Raw genomic sequence first — 15,195 nt, 5'->3', positions numbered from 1 at the left:
GTTCCTTTTTCTGAGTCTCGACAACCAGAAAATAGACGGAAAACCTCCGTCTGACGGGGCATGCGCCTGCGGCATTTCGATTCACCCAGAACTTTCCCCGGACAGCCCTGCATCATCGGGGAGAAGGTGCCGGCAGGCGGATGAGGGGGCCACGCGGCACGCCTGTCCCGCGCGCACCGCGAAGTGTCCGATATATGGGCGAGACCATATTAGTGCGATCGAAGCCCGCATGAATATTGTGAGGAAATACCGGCATTTTCGGCCCCCTCATCCGACCCTTCGGGCTACCTTCTCCCCGCTGCGATGGGGAGAAGAGGGAGTCGCAAGGCTGCGGCATATGTCCCTTGGCCGTCAAGCGGGGCCTGAACGACACGACATTCCCCGTTTTCGCGGCACAAGGATCAAATTTAACCTTTCTTAGCAAGTCTCTGTTAGCAATTCGAAATGGGCGATTTTTCTCCAGCGGGAATGTTGCCGTCGACCTTGTTTTGCGTGCAGGTTCTCATGCGTCCATCGGCTTTGCCAGCAATCCTCCTCGCCACCCTAATCCTGTCGGGATGCGCCGCAAGCTCCGGCGCCGAAGATGTGCTCACCCCTGTGCCGTCGGCAGAAACGACCAATGCTATCACCAAACCAAGCGGCCCGATACCGGCTGCGGTCGTGGGCGATGCTGCCCCGCAGGGCAGCGCGCCGCAACAGGCGCTGAGCTGGACAGGGCCGGTTCCCGAGCCCCAGGCGCTCGTGCCCGCAGACAGGCCGGTCGGCATGCCGATGCCGACGGAAAGGCCGGTGGCGATGCTCATGCCCGCCGACCCGGGGATCGATCCGGATGCCGGCCCGAAATCACCGACGCGCTCGCGAATTTACGGCCACCGCTTCCGCGATGCCAAACCGATCAATTTCGGCAGGACTTCGCCGAGAAAGCTTGCCGTGCATGGCGTCGACGTCTCGCGCTGGCAGGGCGAGATCGACTGGGAAACTTTGCGCCAGCAGGGGGCCAACTTCGTCTACATCAAGGCAACGGATGGCGGCGATCACCTCGATCCGATGTTCAAGAAAAATTGGCGCCGCGCCAGGGAGGCCGGCCTGAAACACGGTGCCTATCACTTCTTCTACTGGTGCCGGACAGCCGGCGAACAGGCCGACTGGTTCATCCGCAACGTTCCGAAGGAAGCCAACGCGCTTCCGCCCGTCATCGACGTCGAGTGGAACGGTGAGTCGAGCTGCAAGCGCCGCATCTCCCCGGCCCGCGTCCGGGAAAAGATGCAGGTCTTCATGGACAAGCTCGAGCGTCATTACGGCCAGCGCCCGATCATCTACACGGCGCCCGATTTCTATCGCGACAATCTGAAGGGTGAAATGCTCGATTATCCCTTCTGGCTGCGCTCGGTCGCCGCCCACCCGTCCAAGGTCTATCCCGGCAGGAAGTGGCTCTTCTGGCAATATTCCGGCTCGGGCCTCTCCGACGGCGTCGACGGCAAGATCGACCTCAATGTGTTCAACGGCAACGAAAGCGATTGGCACGACTGGGTGGCGTCGCGGTAGCGAAGGAACGCCTCCAGATCCCGCTCTGTGCCAACTCGGAGCAGATGCAGCGGCAGAACGTGCTCGTCTGCAGGTCTTTGCTAACGCAACGGCTTCAGCATTCCCTAAGCCCTTGCATGTACAAGAATTTCATCCAGTCCAAACAGCGATGAGCATATCGGGTATTACGAGCACGGCGCTTTCGGGAATGCGGGCACAGACGGCACGGCTCGGCGCGATTGCCAGCAATATCGCAAACAGCAGCACATCAGCTTATGCCAAGCTGAGCACCAGCTTCACCTCCGTCGAACCAGGCGGCGTCCAGGCGAGCGTCAATCCGACGGATTCGGACGTCGATCCCGCCACAGAACTGACCGACCTGATCGAAGCCGAACAGAGCTACAAGGCAAACGCCGTGGTCTTCGAGACCGGCGCTGGTATGTGGGAAATGCTGATGAGCATCAAGCGCGACTGAGCGCCCGTATTTCACCGGGAGCTAGCCGGCTGAGAATTCTCGCCAGCGTGAACGGCTTAGGAATGCGCCGACTCACTCTGACGCTGTGCGGCAAGGGCCGCGAGATCGGCGGGTTTCAGCTCGACGGATTCACCGCAGCCGCAGGCCGATGTCTGGTTGGGATTGGTGAAGGTGAAGCCGGAGCGCAGCGTCGTCTGTTCGAAGCCCATTTCGGTTCCAAGCAGGTAAAGCACGGCTGAGGGTTCGACCCAGACCTTGGCGCCGTCGCGCTCGATCAGATCGTCCTTGGCATTCGGCTCGGTCACCAGGTCGATGGTATATTCCATCCCGGCGCAGCCGCCCTTCTTGATGCCCACGCGGACACCCTTGGCCTCCGGCCCGGAATTCTCGACGATCGCCTTGACGCGGGCTGCAGCCCCGTCCGTCATGCTCATCACTGCAAAGCCCATCGGCTTCATCTCCTTCCACAACCGGGGTCAAGATCCGGTGCTTCGTGAATCAAATGTAGTCGCCCGAGGTAAACGGATCAATACCGCGCCGTACTGCGTACTAGCGCAACTCAGTACCAGCCGACGGCGACCTGCGCCTCCTCGGACATGCGGTCCGGCGTCCATGGCGGATCAAAGGTCATATCGACCTCGACGCCCGACACACCTTCGACGGCGCCAACGGCATTCTCCACCCAGCCGGGCATTTCGCCGGCAACCGGGCAGCCTGGGGCGGTCAAGGTCATCATGATCTTCACCATCCGGTCGTCCTCGATGTCGATCTTGTAGACCAGACCGAGTTCGAAGATGTCGGCGGGGATTTCCGGGTCGTAGACGGTCTTCAGCGCGGCGATGACGTCATCACTGAGCCGCGCCAGTTCATCGGCCGGGATGCTGGAATGCACGATGCCTTCGCGCACGTCGATCTTCTGTTCGCTTTCGTCCAGGCTCATCACGGACACTCCTCAGGCAAAGAACTTGCGCGCATAATCCAGCGCATCGGCCAGGGCATCGACCTCGGCGCGGGTATTATACATGCCGAACGATGCACGGCATGTGGAGGTGACGCCGAAGCGTTTCAAGAGCGGCATGGCGCAATGCGTGCCGGCCCGCACGGCAATGCCCTGCCGGTCGATCACCATGGAGACGTCATGGGCATGGATACCGGCGAGCTCGAAGGAGAAGATGCTGCCCTTGCCGGGCGCCGTCCCGAACATCCGCAGCGAATTGACCGATCTGAGGCGCTCGGCTGCGTAAGCAGCAAGATCGGCCTCATGCCGGGCGATTGCCTCGCGCCCGACCTTCTCCATATAGTCGAGGGCGTAACCGAGCCCGATCGCCTGCACGATCGGCGGCGTGCCGGCTTCGAAGCGATGCGGCGGATCGTTGTAGGTGACCGCGTCCTCGGCGACTTCGAAGATCATCTCGCCGCCGCCCTGGAAGGGGCGCATCTCCTGCAGCCGCTCCTTCTTGCCGTAGAGTACGCCGATGCCAGACGGGCCGTAGAGCTTGTGGCCGGTCATGACATACCAGTCGCAATCAATGTCCTGCACGTCGACCGGCAGGTGCACCGCACCCTGGCTGCCGTCGATCAGCACCGGGATGCCGCGTTGATGGGCAATGCGGCAGACTTCCTTGACGGGAACGATCGTGCCGAGCGCATTCGACATATGGGTGATGGCGACGAGCTTGGTGCGCTCCGTCAGGCTCTTCTCGAAATCCTCGATATGGAAGGCGCCTTCGTCATCGACCGGAACCCAGACCAGCTTGGCGCCCTGACGCTCGCGGATGAAGTGCCAGGGCACGATGTTGGAATGGTGCTCCATGATCGTCAGGACGATCTCGTCGCCTTCGCCGATCTCCGGCATGCCCCAGCCATAGGCGACAGTGTTGATCGCTTCCGTCGAATTTTTGGTGAAAACGATGTCGTTGACCGAGGGCGCGTTGAGGAAGCGACGGACCTTCTCGCGCGCTGCCTCATAGGCATCGGTCGCGACATTGGAGAGATAGTGCAGGCCGCGATGCACATTGGCATATTCATGGGCGTAGGTATGCGAGATGGCGTCGATGACTGCCTGCGGTTTTTGCGCCGACGCGCCATTGTCGAGATAGACCAGCGGCTTGCCGTGCACCTTCTCCGCCAGGATCGGGAAATCCCGGCGGATGGCTTCAACGTCGTACTCAGTGGCCGGCACTATCTTGTCCATGGCATTTATCCGATCAGGCGTGCTTTTCGAGCCAGGCCGAAATCACGCTTTCCAGCGCCTCGACCAGGCCCTCGTCTTCCAGTTCCTCGACGATCTCGGCGACGAAGGCGTTGACGAGCATCGCCCGCGCCTTGTTCTCCGGAATGCCGCGCGCCATCATGTAATAGAGATGATTGGCATCGATATCGGTTACCGTCGCGCCATGGCCGCATTGCACGTCGTCGGCAAAGATCTCAAGCTCCGGCTTGACCGAGAACTCGGCGTCGTCGGACATCAAGAGCGTGTTGCAGGCCATCTTGGCATCGGTCTTCTGCGCATCGGGTGCGACCCGGATCATGCCCTGAAAGACACCCTTGGCGCGGTCGAAGACGACGTTGCGAATCACTTCGGTCGAACCGGTATGCGGGACGTCGTGGCCGAGCACCATCGTCACATCCGTATGGCTCTCGGCCCCGAGCAGGTTGATGCCGCGCAGCGTCAGATCGGCGCCCTCGCCCGTCACCTTGATATTCAGCTCCTGGCGCACCAGCTTTCCGCCGGCGTTAATGACGAACAGGCGGAGCTTGGCGTTAGCGCCGAGATCGACGCGGATCTGACCGAGATGCGTGTCGTCGGCGCCCTGCTGCTGCAGGATGATCCAGGTCAACTCCGTGCCCTCGCCGACGGTGATGTCACTGACGTGGGACACGAAGGCAGGATCGCCCGTCACCGCGCGGTGACGCTCGATGACGGTTCCCTTGACGCTGGCCCCGAAGGAAACCGGAAGACGCGTATGCGTCTGCCCGCCGGCATGGATGAACTGGATTTCCAGCGGATTTTCAAGCTCGGTTTCATCAGGCACGTCGACCACATAGCCGTCGCGCACGAAGCTGCCGTTGATCCGGCCGACCGCATCGTCGCTGCCCAACGCATCGAGCCTTTCGACAGCGGAACCGTCGATCAGCCGTTCGGAATAGGCCGAAAGGCCAAGACCATCGACGGCGGCCTTCTGATTGGCATGGCCCTGGATGACCGCCAGCACCGAGGAACCGGCAACGACCGGCTCAAGCGCGTTGGAGCCCGCATCACCCAATTGCACCGGTACGGCGCGCAGCAGATTCTTGAGATCGGTATAGTGCCAGGCTTCGATGCGGCGCGTCGGCAGGCCGGCCTTCTTAAGGTCGTCGAGAAGCCGGTCACGCAGCGCCGTCACTGCACCATTGCCGGGCAGGTCGCCGATCTGCTGGTTGAAGGTCTCGATCAGCGCCGTTTCGGCCGCGGTGAGACGGCTCGTCGTCTGCATGTTCATGGACGTTGTCCTTTCCACCCGAACTCAGGCCGCCGCTGCGCCGATGATGTCAGCGTAACCATTGGCTTCCAGCTCATGCGCCAAGGTCTTGTCGCCGGACTTGACCACCTGGCCCTTGTAAAGGACGTGGACGGTGTCAGGCACGATATAGTCAAGCAGGCGCTGGTAATGGGTGATGACCACGACGGCGCGGTCGGGCGAACGCAGCGCGTTGACGCCGTCGGCAACGATCTTCAGCGCGTCGATGTCGAGGCCCGAATCGGTTTCGTCGAGCACGCAGAGCTTCGGCTCCAGCAGCGCCATCTGCAGGATCTCGGCGCGCTTCTTCTCGCCGCCGGAGAAGCCGACATTGAGCGGCCGCTTCAGCATTTCGGTATTGATCTGCAGCTTGGCCGCAGCGTCCTTGACGCGGCGCATGAAATCCGGCGTCGTCAGCTCGTCCTCGCCGCGCGCCTTGCGCTGCTCGTTCATCGCCACCTTCAGGAACTGCATGGTGGCGACGCCCGGGATTTCGACGGGATACTGGAAGGCGAGGAAAATGCCCTTGGCGGCGCGCTCGGATGGATCGAGCTCGAGAATGCTCTCGCCGTTATAAAGGATGTCACCCTCGGTCACTTCATAGTCTTCGCGGCCGGACAGCACGTAGGAGAGTGTCGACTTGCCGGAGCCGTTCGGCCCCATGATCGCCGCCACTTCGCCGGCCTTCACCGTAAGATTCAGGCCACGGATGATCTCGGTGCCGTCTTCGGCGATGCGGGCATGAAGGTTTCTGATTTCAAGCATTTCGTTCTTCCTGTTCATAAAGCGGGTTCAAGTGCCGCCTGATTGACCGTTCGCACCGGCCTCGATCCGAAATCCTCGGGCTTGTCCCGAGGATCGCTTTGGGGGCGCGTCGACATGTTGTACTCGGCGTTATCGCCAAAAACAGATGGCAGCGAAAACTGCGTCTTCTGCCTTTAAGATCAACCGAAGACACTCGACAAATTCCGGGATCTCCATAGGCCGCCCGATAACCCCAATGATCTTTGCCGGTTTTTCCATGCGCTGCTGGAGAAACACGTAAGGCTGCTCCGGCGGCTTTTCCGTTTCGTATCTTTGCTCGCGGGGGCGAATTTTCGCCAATATTTCCCCGCGCATATTCTCCAGACGTCCAAAAATACGCTTTTTGTCCGTCTCGTTCATATCAACCGACCGAGCCTTCCAGCGAGATGCTGATCAGCTTCTGCGCCTCGACCGCAAATTCCATCGGCAGTTCCTGCAGGACTTCCTTGACGAAGCCGTTGACGATCAGCGCGATCGCCGCTTCGGTGGGGATACCGCGCTGCAGGCAGTAGAACAGCTGATCCTCGGAGATCTTCGAGGTCGTCGCTTCGTGCTCGAACTGCGCCGTCGAATTCTTGGCCTCGATGTAGGGTACCGTATGGGCGCCGCACTTGTCGCCGATCAGCAGCGAATCGCACTGGGTGAAGTTGCGCGCATTCGACGCCTTGCGGTGGGCCGAGACCTGACCGCGATAGGTGTTGTTGGAAACGCCGGCGGCGATACCCTTGGAGACGATGCGGCTCGACGTGTTCTTGCCGAGATGGATCATCTTGGTGCCGCTATCGATCTGCTGATGGCCGTTGGAGACGGCGATCGAATAGAACTCGCCGCGGCTGTCGTCGCCGCGCAGGATGCAGGAAGGATATTTCCAGGTGATCGCCGAGCCGGTTTCGACCTGCGTCCAGGAGATTTTCGAGCGGTGACCGCGGCAATCGCCGCGCTTGGTGACGAAGTTGTAGATGCCGCCCTTGCCTTCCTTGTCGCCCGGATACCAGTTCTGGACGGTGGAATATTTGATCTCGGCATCGTCGAGCGCCACGAGCTCGACGACGGCAGCATGCAGCTGGTTTTCATCGCGCTGCGGCGCCGTGCAGCCTTCGAGATAGGAGACGTAGGCGCCCTCTTCCGCGATGATCAGGGTGCGCTCAAACTGGCCGGTGCCCTTCTCGTTGATGCGGAAATAGGTGGAAAGCTCCATCGGGCAGCGAACGCCTTTCGGCACGAAAACGAAGGAGCCGTCGGTGAAGACAGCCGAATTCAGCGTCGCGTAATAATTGTCCGAGGTCGGCACGACCGAGCCGAGATATTTGCGAACGAGATCGGGATGCTCGCGAATGGCTTCCGAGATCGACATGAAGATCACGCCGGCCTTCTTCAGCTCCGCCTTGAAGGTGGTGACGACCGACACGCTGTCGAAAACGGCGTCGACGGCGATCTTCGGCTTCTCGACGCCGGCCAGGATCTCCTGCTCACGCAGCGGAATGCCAAGCTTCTCATAGACTTTCAAGAGCTCCGGATCGACCTCGTCGAGCGACTTCGGACCCGGCGCGCTCTTCGGCGCGGCGTAATAGTGGATGTCGTTGAAATCGATCTTCGGATAGTTGACGCGCGCCCAGGTTGGCTCTTCCAGCGTCAGCCACCGCCGATAGGCCTCGAGACGCCATTCCAGCATCCACTCCGGCTCCTGCTTCTTGGCCGAAATGAAACGGATGATATCCTCGGACAGGCCCTTCGGCGCCTTGTCCATTTCGATGACGGTCTCGAAACCGTATTTGTACTGGTCCACATCGATCAGGCGGACCTGGTCGATCGTTTCCTGCACGGCAGCCATTTCATTCTCCAATCTCGCCGGATACAAGGTCCGGCAGCTTGTAGCGCAAGGGCAAATCTCTTTGCCCTGATGTAAGAGGCCAAAAGGGACTTTTCAGCCCGATTGGCAAGCAGAAATTTGCGTTTCCGCAAGTTTATGATGCGGTCAAGCCGCCTCGCCCGCCGACCTGCGCCGGCATGCGATCTTCCCGAAGGCGGCAATCGCCCTGTCGATATCCTCTTCCGTTGTGGAAAAGCCGAGCGAGATGCGCAGCGCCCCGAGCTTGGTGTCGCGCCCCATCGCCGTCAGCACATGGCTTTCGCCGACCTTGCCGGATGAGCAGGCAGAGCCCGCCGAAAGGGCAACGCCTTCAAGATCGAAAGCGATCTGCCCGGTCTCCGCCTTCAGGCAGGGGAGCGTGAAGAAAATCGTATTGGCGACCCGCAGACCACTGGCGCCATGAATGATGACATCGGGTGCGGCAGCGCGCATGCCGGCTTCCAGCCTGTCGCGCAGCGCAGCAATCGCGGCGTTCCGTTCCTCAAGATCCTGCAGTACGGTTTCCGCCGCAGCTCCGAAGCCGATCAGCGCCAGCGAATTCTGCGTCCCCGAGCGGTGACCCTTCTCCTGCCCGCCGCCGCGGATCAGCGCCTTCGGCATCAGCGCCTCGCCACGCGCGATCAGCGCACCCGCCCCCTTGGGCCCACCGATCTTATGAGAGGAGACGATGATGAAATCCGCGCCGATGCGCTCGATTTCGATCGGCAGACGACCGGCCGCCTGCACGGCGTCGACGACAAAGAGACCACCGTGCGCCCGCACAATCTTGGCCGCTTCTTCGACCGGCTGGACGATGCCCGTCTCGTTGTTGACGAACATGATCGCCACCATCGGAAGGCCTGTCGATGTGTCATGGGCATCGAGCAATGCGGCCAGCGCTTGCAGATCGACGATACCGGCGTCCGTCACCGGGATCTCGGTCGTGCGGTCCTTCGGGAACCGGCCTCCCTCACGTACAGCCAGGTGCTCGACGGCGGAAAAATAGAGGTGTCCGAGTTGAAGCGGCGTGCGGCCCATACGAAAATCCGGCGTCAGCACCAGATTGGCGGCTTCCGTCGCGCCGCTGGTGAAGATCACGTTGCCCGGATCGGTGCCGGCAAGAGTGGCCACCTTGCGCCGTGCGCCTTCGATGGCGGCGCGGGCGGCACGCCCCTCCCCATGCACGCTGTTCGGATTGCCGAATATGTCGATGGCGCGCATGATCGCCTCGCGTGCTGCGGGGTGCAGCGGCGCTGTGGCGTTCCAGTCGAGATAAAGGCGTGGCGGCGCCATGATCTTCAGTCCTGCGCTTGACGAGCTTGCTTCAGCGGCCGCGGTGCATTTTTCTTGAAATTTCCGCCGGGCTTGCCTTATGACACGTGCCACGACGCGTGGATTGCCATGCAAGTTTCGAATTGTTCTAAACTGCGTTTTAGAAAAGCTGACAACGTTAGTCAAGTCATGTTGTCGTCCAACGCAGCGCGAACGCGAAATAAAACCCGGAGTACCAATGCCCGAAGTTATTTTCAACGGCCCAGCCGGCCGTCTTGAAGGCCGCTACCAGCCCTCCAAGGAAAAAAGCGCGCCCATCGCGCTCATCCTGCACCCGCACCCGCAGTTCGGCGGCACGATGAACAATCAGATCGTCTACCAGCTCTTCTACATGTTCCAGAAGCGCGGGTTCACGACGCTGCGCTTCAATTTCCGGGGAATCGGCCGCAGCCAGGGCGAATTCGATCATGGCGCCGGCGAATTGTCGGATGCCGCCTCCGCGCTCGACTGGGTGCAGAGCCTGCACCCCGATTCCAAGACCTGCTGGGTCGCCGGCTATTCCTTCGGCGCCTGGATCGGCATGCAGCTTCTGATGCGCCGGCCGGAGATCGAGGGCTTCATGTCGATCGCCCCGCAGCCGAATACCTACGACTTCTCCTTCCTGGCGCCCTGCCCCTCGTCCGGCCTGATCATCAACGGCGAGGCCGACAAGGTGGCGCCGGAAAAGGATGTCAATGGTCTGGTCGAAAAACTGAAGACCCAGAAAGGCATCCTCATCACCCATCGCACCGTCGCCAACGCCAACCACTTCTTCAATGGTCAGGTGGAGACGCTGATGGGCGAATGTGAGGACTATCTCGACCGCCGCCTCAATGGCGAGCTGGTGCCCGAGCCGGCGGCCAAGCGGATCCGCTGACCGCATGGCGCCGGCGTCTGCCCACCGGCATCCTCACGACGCGCTGGGTTTTTCGCTTGTCATGGCGTTGCCAGCACGCCCCCGGTGACGGGAGCCGCAACTCCCGTCGTGCCGGGAAAGGTCAGCGGCAGCCCGTCCAGCGAGCGTACGGCAAGATAGGCCCAGGCCTCGGCCTCCATCGCATCGCCGTCGAAGCCCGCGGCCTCGGCGCTCAACACTTTCGATCCCTCGGCCATCGCCGAGAGTTCGGCCATCAAGGTGCCGTTCAGCCGTCCGCCGCCGCAGACGATATAGGCCGAGGGACGTTCGGGCAGGAACCCGGCGGATTTGACGATCGATGCGGCGGCGACATGCGCAAGCGTCCGGGCACCGTCTTCGAGGCTCGCCTCATCAGGCCGAAGCGGCGCGAAATCGCCGCGGTCGAGCGAACGGCGGACATTGCCGCGGAAGAATGGGCTGTCCAGATACCGTTCCGCCAGGGCGGGGACGATCCTGCCGCGCCCGCCGATCTCGCCGCCGGGATCATAGGTTCTGCCGGTCTGCATCTCTATCCATTGGTCGATCAGCGTATTGCCCGGGCCGCTGTCGAAGGCCGCAATCCTGCCGTCGGCGCCGATATAGGTGAGGTTGGAGATGCCGCCGATGTTGACGAAGCATACCGCCTCTCCCGCCTGCTGGAATTTTCCCGCCAGTGCCGCGTGATAGGCCGGCACCAGCGGCGCGCCCTGCCCGCCATGCACCATGTCGTTGGCGCGCATGTCGTAGACCACTGATAAGCCCGTCCGGCGCGCCAATTCCCGGCCGTCGCCGATCTGGATCGTCAGTCCCTCGTCCGGCCGGTGAAGCGCCGTCTGGCCATGAAAACCGAGAACGTCGACGCCATTGGCAGCGAGCCCGAAACGCTCGAGGAATGCCCTAACGGCAGTTGCATGCCGCAGGGTCAGTTCGAGCTCGATCTTGCGAAGTTCCGCCGGCCGTTCGGTCCTGTCGCGGAGCGGCCGCGCCAGTTCCAGCGCCCGTTTGAGCCGTCCGCGAAAATCGGCCTCATAGGGCATGCCCAGGAACGGCCCGCGCTCAATGAAGCCGCGGCCGTCGGTCCTGATCAACGCGACATCGATTCCGTCCATCGACGTGCCGCTCATCAGGCCGATCGCGGTTCTGACCACATCCATGAGGCTTGCCTCCCATGCGATTCCCGGATGCACTTTTGTAAAAACAGTGCTAAACGCGCCGCGACAGATCAACAACAACGAAGTTGCGTGAAGCCTCGTGGGCACAGCGCAGGCACGAAGAGACGAAAGCCATGTCCGAGTTCAAGTCCGATTTCCTCCGCACGCTGAAAGAGCGCGGCTTCATTCATCAGGTTTCCGATGAAAGCGGCCTCGACGACCTGTTCGCGAAGGAGGTCGTGACGGCCTATGTCGGCTACGACGCAACGGCGACGAGCCTGCATATCGGCAATTTGATCTCCGCCACCATGCTCTACTGGCTGCAAGAGACCGGCCACCGGCCGATCGCGCTGATGGGCGGCGGCACCTCGATGGTCGGCGACCCCTCCTTCCGTGACGAGCAGCGCAAGCTTCTGACGCCGGAGGCGATCTCCACAAACATCGAAGGCATCAAAAAGATCTTCTCGCGCATCCTGCGCTTCGGGGAGGGTCCGACCGATGCCTTCATGGTCAACAATGCAGACTGGCTGATGAAGCTCAACTATGTCGAATTCCTGCGCGACGTCGGCCGGCATTTCTCGGTCAACCGCATGCTCTCCTTCGACAGCGTCAAGCTGCGGCTCGATCGCGAGCAGTCGCTTTCCTTCCTCGAATTCAACTACATGATCATGCAAGGCTACGACTTCGTCGAGCTCAGCCGCCGCTACGGCTGCCGCCTGCAGATGGGTGGGTCGGATCAGTGGGGCAACATCATCAACGGCGTCGATCTCGGCCACCGCATGGGCACGCAGCAGCTCTACGCGCTGACGACGCCGCTTTTGACGACGAGCTCGGGCGCCAAGATGGGCAAGACCGCCTCCGGCGCCGTCTGGCTGAACGAGGACGTCTTCAGCCCCTATGATTTCTGGCAGTACTGGCGCAACACCGAGGACGCCGATGTCGGCCGATTCCTGAAGATCTTCACCCGCCTGCCGCTTGCCGAGATCGCCAGGCTCGAGGCGCTCGGCGGCGCCGAAATCAACGAGGCGAAGAAGATTCTCGCCACCGAAGCGACCGCGATCGTCCACGGTCGCGAGGCGGCCGAAGCATCCGCCGAAACGGCCCGCACCACCTTCGAGGAAGGCCGCGTCGCCGAAAACCTGCCTTCGGTCGAGATCCCAGCCACCGAACTCGACGGCGGCATCGGCCTGCTCTCGCTGATGGTCCGCGCCGGCCTGGCCGGCTCCAACGGCGAGGCTCGTCGCCACGTCCAGGGCGGCGCAGTGCGCATCAATGACGAGGCTGTCAGCGACGAACGCCGCCTGATCGGCAGCGGCGAAATCACCGCCGACGGCGTCATCAAGCTCTCGCTCGGCAAGAAGAAGCACATCCTGATCCGCCGCGCGGCCTAGGTGGCTCCAAACTGAACGGATCTTGAAGCCGGCGCCCACCGCGCCGGCTTTTTCCTTTAGCGCGGGATCAGTCGGCCCGCGATCGGTATTCCGCTTCGTCTTGTTTCGTCTCTCGAAGGAAAGGTCCGGGCGGATTGACCTCCGAAGCGGGTCGCACGCGCGACCACCAGACGATCGAGAAAATCGGCGGCGTCATCTTTGCGTCGAGGGAGGGGATGCTCTTCAGCGCTTTCAGCCGTCCGCCCTTTTCTGCAGAATCCGAAGCCTCGCCAACTGTCACGGCCATCATGGTCGCCGATAGAAAAGAGACTGTCCGGGCGCACTGCATGGCATCCTCCGACATTGCGCCGGCCGCTGCCGCAGCTGGCGCCAACACTACATCAGAATTCTCTAAAATAATCAAAGTATCAATGACCAGCCTGTCGCTATAGGTCGGAATTATCCAACTGGCCGCGCCACGATATCGCCTTCCCGGAACCTTTTCCGCCCGACGGGATTTGCGACCAGATGCATTTGGAGCGCCGGCATGATCAACGACCTCTGGTATAAGAACGCCGTCATCTACTGCCTGTCCGTCGAGACCTTCATGGATGCGAACGGCGACGGCGTCGGTGATTTTCAGGGCCTGATGCGCCGTCTCGACTATCTCTCCGGCCTCGGCGTGACGGCAATCTGGCTCATGCCGTTCCAGACTTCGCCCGGTCGCGACGATGGCTACGACGTCTCCGATTACTATAATGTCGACCCGCGCTATGGCTCGCTCGGCGATTTCGTCGAGTTCACCCATGGCGCCAAACAGCGGGGCATCCGGGTGTTGATCGATCTGGTGATCAATCACACCTCGAAGGATCATCCCTGGTTCGAAGACGCCAGGAGCGATCCGCATTCACGCTATCGCGATTGGTATGTCTGGTCGGACAAAAAGCCTGCAAACGCAGATCATGGCATGGTCTTCCCGGGCGTCCAGAAGACGACCTGGACCTATGACGAAAAAACCAAGGCCTATTATTTCCACCGCTTCTACGACCATCAGCCCGATCTCAACACGTCCAATCCCGAGGTGCAGGCGGAGATCCTCAAGATCATGGGCTTCTGGATCCAGCTCGGCGTCTCGGGCTTCCGCATGGACGCCGCCCCCTTCATCATCGCCACCAAGGGCGCCGCGGTCACCAAGCCGGTCGAGCAGTTCGACATGCTGAGGAAATTTCGCGAATTCCTGCAATGGCGCCTGGGAGATTCCATCGTGCTAGCGGAGGCCAATATCCTGCCGAAGGACAATTTCGAATATTTCGGCGACGATGGCGACCGCATGCAGGTGATGTTCAATTTCCAGGTCAATCAGACGCTGTTTTATGCTCTCGCCACGGCCGACACGCGGCCTCTGAAGAAGGCGATGGAGGCGACGAAGCCGCGCCCGGCGACGGCGCAATGGGGGCTGTTTCTTCGCAACCACGATGAACTCGATCTCGGTCGCCTGACGGATAAGCAGCGCGACGCAGTATTCGCCGCATTTGGACCCGAGAAGGGCATGCAGCTTTATGACAGGGGCATTCGCCGGCGCCTGGCGCCCATGCTTGGGGGCGACCGTCGCAGGATCGAGTTGGCATACAGCCTGCTGTTCTCGCTGCCCGGAACGCCGGTCATCCGCTACGGCGATGAAATCGGAATGGGCGATGATTTGTGCCTGCCGGAGCGCAACTGCGCGCGCACCCCGATGCAATGGTCGACGGAACCGGAAGGCGGTTTCACCAAAAGCGCAAAGCCCGTTTCGCCTGTTATCAAGGACGGCCCCTACGGCTTCGAACATATCAATGTCGCCGTCCAGCGGCGTGATCCGAATTCGCTTTTGAACTGGACCGAGCGGATGATCCGGATGCGCAAGGAGGCTCCCGAAATCGGCTGGGGCGACTTCTCAGCGGTCGGCACAGGTGACGACGGCGTACTGGCGCTGCGTTATGACTGGCGCGGCAATTCGGTGCTGATCCTGCACAACCTGCATCCGCACCCGACGGAAGTGACCTTCGATCCTGATGTTGGTGAACTCGGGCGATTGCTGATCGATATTGCCGATGGGGCAAGTAGTGAAGCCGACGACAAAGGGCGCCATACGGTCATGCTCGATGCCTATGGCTACCGCTGGTATCGGGTCGGCGGCCTCGACTATCTCCTCAGGCGGAAAGATATCTAGATGTGAGCTTTCGGGAGGTTGTCCATTCGGAGCGGATCGAGGAGACTGGAGCTACCACATCTCGAGTCGGAGGGATCGCCGCGAATGAACATTCATAAGAATGCCCG

General features: G+C 61.3%; 15 protein-coding genes. 5 read left to right on the top strand and 10 right to left on the bottom strand.

What is annotated here, in order from left to right:
- The first annotated feature begins 504 nt into the window (after positions 1-504).
- Positions 505-1,545: a GH25 family lysozyme gene (locus tag QWJ46_RS30235; protein WP_302756199.1), complete on the top strand. Its 1,041-nt coding sequence runs from the start codon at positions 505-507 to the stop codon at positions 1,543-1,545.
- 148 nt (positions 1,546-1,693) lie between these two features.
- A complete protein-coding gene (locus QWJ46_RS30230; RefSeq protein WP_302756198.1) occupies positions 1,694-1,999 on the top strand; it encodes a flagellar basal body rod protein FlgC in 306 nt (101 codons plus the stop codon).
- Positions 2,000-2,055: 56 nt separating this feature from the next.
- On the opposite strand, the gene sufA is transcribed toward QWJ46_RS30230, so the two are convergent.
- The 8 genes from sufA to QWJ46_RS30190 form a co-directional block, all read right to left on the bottom strand.
- Positions 2,056-2,448 (bottom strand): Fe-S cluster assembly scaffold SufA, encoded by a 393-nt coding sequence (sufA, locus tag QWJ46_RS30225; protein WP_302756196.1) that lies wholly within the window; start codon positions 2,446-2,448, stop codon positions 2,056-2,058.
- Between the two features lie 110 nt (positions 2,449-2,558).
- Entirely contained in the window at positions 2,559-2,939 is a 381-nt protein-coding gene (locus QWJ46_RS30220) for an SUF system Fe-S cluster assembly protein (protein WP_302756194.1), read from the bottom strand.
- Positions 2,940-2,951: 12 nt separating this feature from the next.
- Positions 2,952-4,193, bottom strand: a complete 1,242-nt coding sequence (locus QWJ46_RS30215) for a cysteine desulfurase (protein ID WP_302756193.1) — start codon at positions 4,191-4,193, stop codon at positions 2,952-2,954.
- 13 nt (positions 4,194-4,206) lie between these two features.
- Positions 4,207-5,481 (bottom strand): Fe-S cluster assembly protein SufD, encoded by a 1,275-nt coding sequence (gene sufD / locus QWJ46_RS30210; RefSeq protein ID WP_302756192.1) that lies wholly within the window; start codon positions 5,479-5,481, stop codon positions 4,207-4,209.
- Between the two features lie 24 nt (positions 5,482-5,505).
- Positions 5,506-6,264 (bottom strand): Fe-S cluster assembly ATPase SufC, encoded by a 759-nt coding sequence (gene sufC / locus QWJ46_RS30205; protein WP_302756190.1) that lies wholly within the window; start codon positions 6,262-6,264, stop codon positions 5,506-5,508.
- A gap of 129 nt (positions 6,265-6,393) precedes the next feature.
- Positions 6,394-6,663: a hypothetical protein gene (locus QWJ46_RS30200; RefSeq protein WP_302756189.1), complete on the bottom strand. Its 270-nt coding sequence runs from the start codon at positions 6,661-6,663 to the stop codon at positions 6,394-6,396.
- Between the two features lies 1 nt (position 6,664).
- Positions 6,665-8,134 (bottom strand): Fe-S cluster assembly protein SufB, encoded by a 1,470-nt coding sequence (gene sufB, locus QWJ46_RS30195; protein WP_064802824.1) that lies wholly within the window; start codon positions 8,132-8,134, stop codon positions 6,665-6,667.
- Between the two features lie 144 nt (positions 8,135-8,278).
- On the bottom strand, positions 8,279-9,445 hold the full coding sequence (locus QWJ46_RS30190; RefSeq protein WP_302756186.1) for a cysteine desulfurase family protein: 1,167 nt from the start codon (positions 9,443-9,445) through the stop codon (positions 8,279-8,281).
- A 217-nt stretch (positions 9,446-9,662) separates the two neighbouring features.
- On the opposite strand from QWJ46_RS30190, the gene QWJ46_RS30185 reads away from it, so the two are divergent.
- On the top strand, positions 9,663-10,340 hold the full coding sequence (locus QWJ46_RS30185) for an alpha/beta hydrolase (protein ID WP_011425515.1): 678 nt from the start codon (positions 9,663-9,665) through the stop codon (positions 10,338-10,340).
- A gap of 59 nt (positions 10,341-10,399) precedes the next feature.
- Here the strand turns inward: QWJ46_RS30185 and QWJ46_RS30180 are convergent, their stop codons facing one another.
- Positions 10,400-11,512, bottom strand: a complete 1,113-nt coding sequence (locus tag QWJ46_RS30180) for an anhydro-N-acetylmuramic acid kinase (protein ID WP_302756184.1) — start codon at positions 11,510-11,512, stop codon at positions 10,400-10,402.
- Between the two features lie 131 nt (positions 11,513-11,643).
- On the opposite strand from QWJ46_RS30180, the gene tyrS reads away from it, so the two are divergent.
- Positions 11,644-12,900, top strand: a complete 1,257-nt coding sequence (tyrS, locus tag QWJ46_RS30175) for a tyrosine--tRNA ligase (RefSeq protein ID WP_302756182.1) — start codon at positions 11,644-11,646, stop codon at positions 12,898-12,900.
- 67 nt (positions 12,901-12,967) lie between these two features.
- Here tyrS and QWJ46_RS30170 read toward each other — a convergent pair whose 3' ends face one another.
- Positions 12,968-13,228, bottom strand: coding sequence for a hypothetical protein (locus QWJ46_RS30170; protein WP_302756180.1), 261 nt, complete (start codon positions 13,226-13,228; stop codon positions 12,968-12,970).
- A 198-nt stretch (positions 13,229-13,426) separates the two neighbouring features.
- Between QWJ46_RS30170 and QWJ46_RS30165 the strand changes: the two genes are divergently transcribed.
- On the top strand, positions 13,427-15,088 hold the full coding sequence (locus QWJ46_RS30165) for an alpha-amylase family protein (RefSeq protein WP_302756178.1): 1,662 nt from the start codon (positions 13,427-13,429) through the stop codon (positions 15,086-15,088).
- The last annotated feature ends 107 nt before the right edge of the window (positions 15,089-15,195 follow it).

Source organism: Rhizobium sp. CBN3, from assembly GCF_030518245.1.
Lineage (GTDB): Bacteria > Pseudomonadota > Alphaproteobacteria > Rhizobiales > Rhizobiaceae > Rhizobium > Rhizobium aethiopicum_A.
The sequence above is the reverse complement of the archived record's forward strand: the minus strand, read 5'-3'. Positions and strand labels throughout refer to the sequence as shown.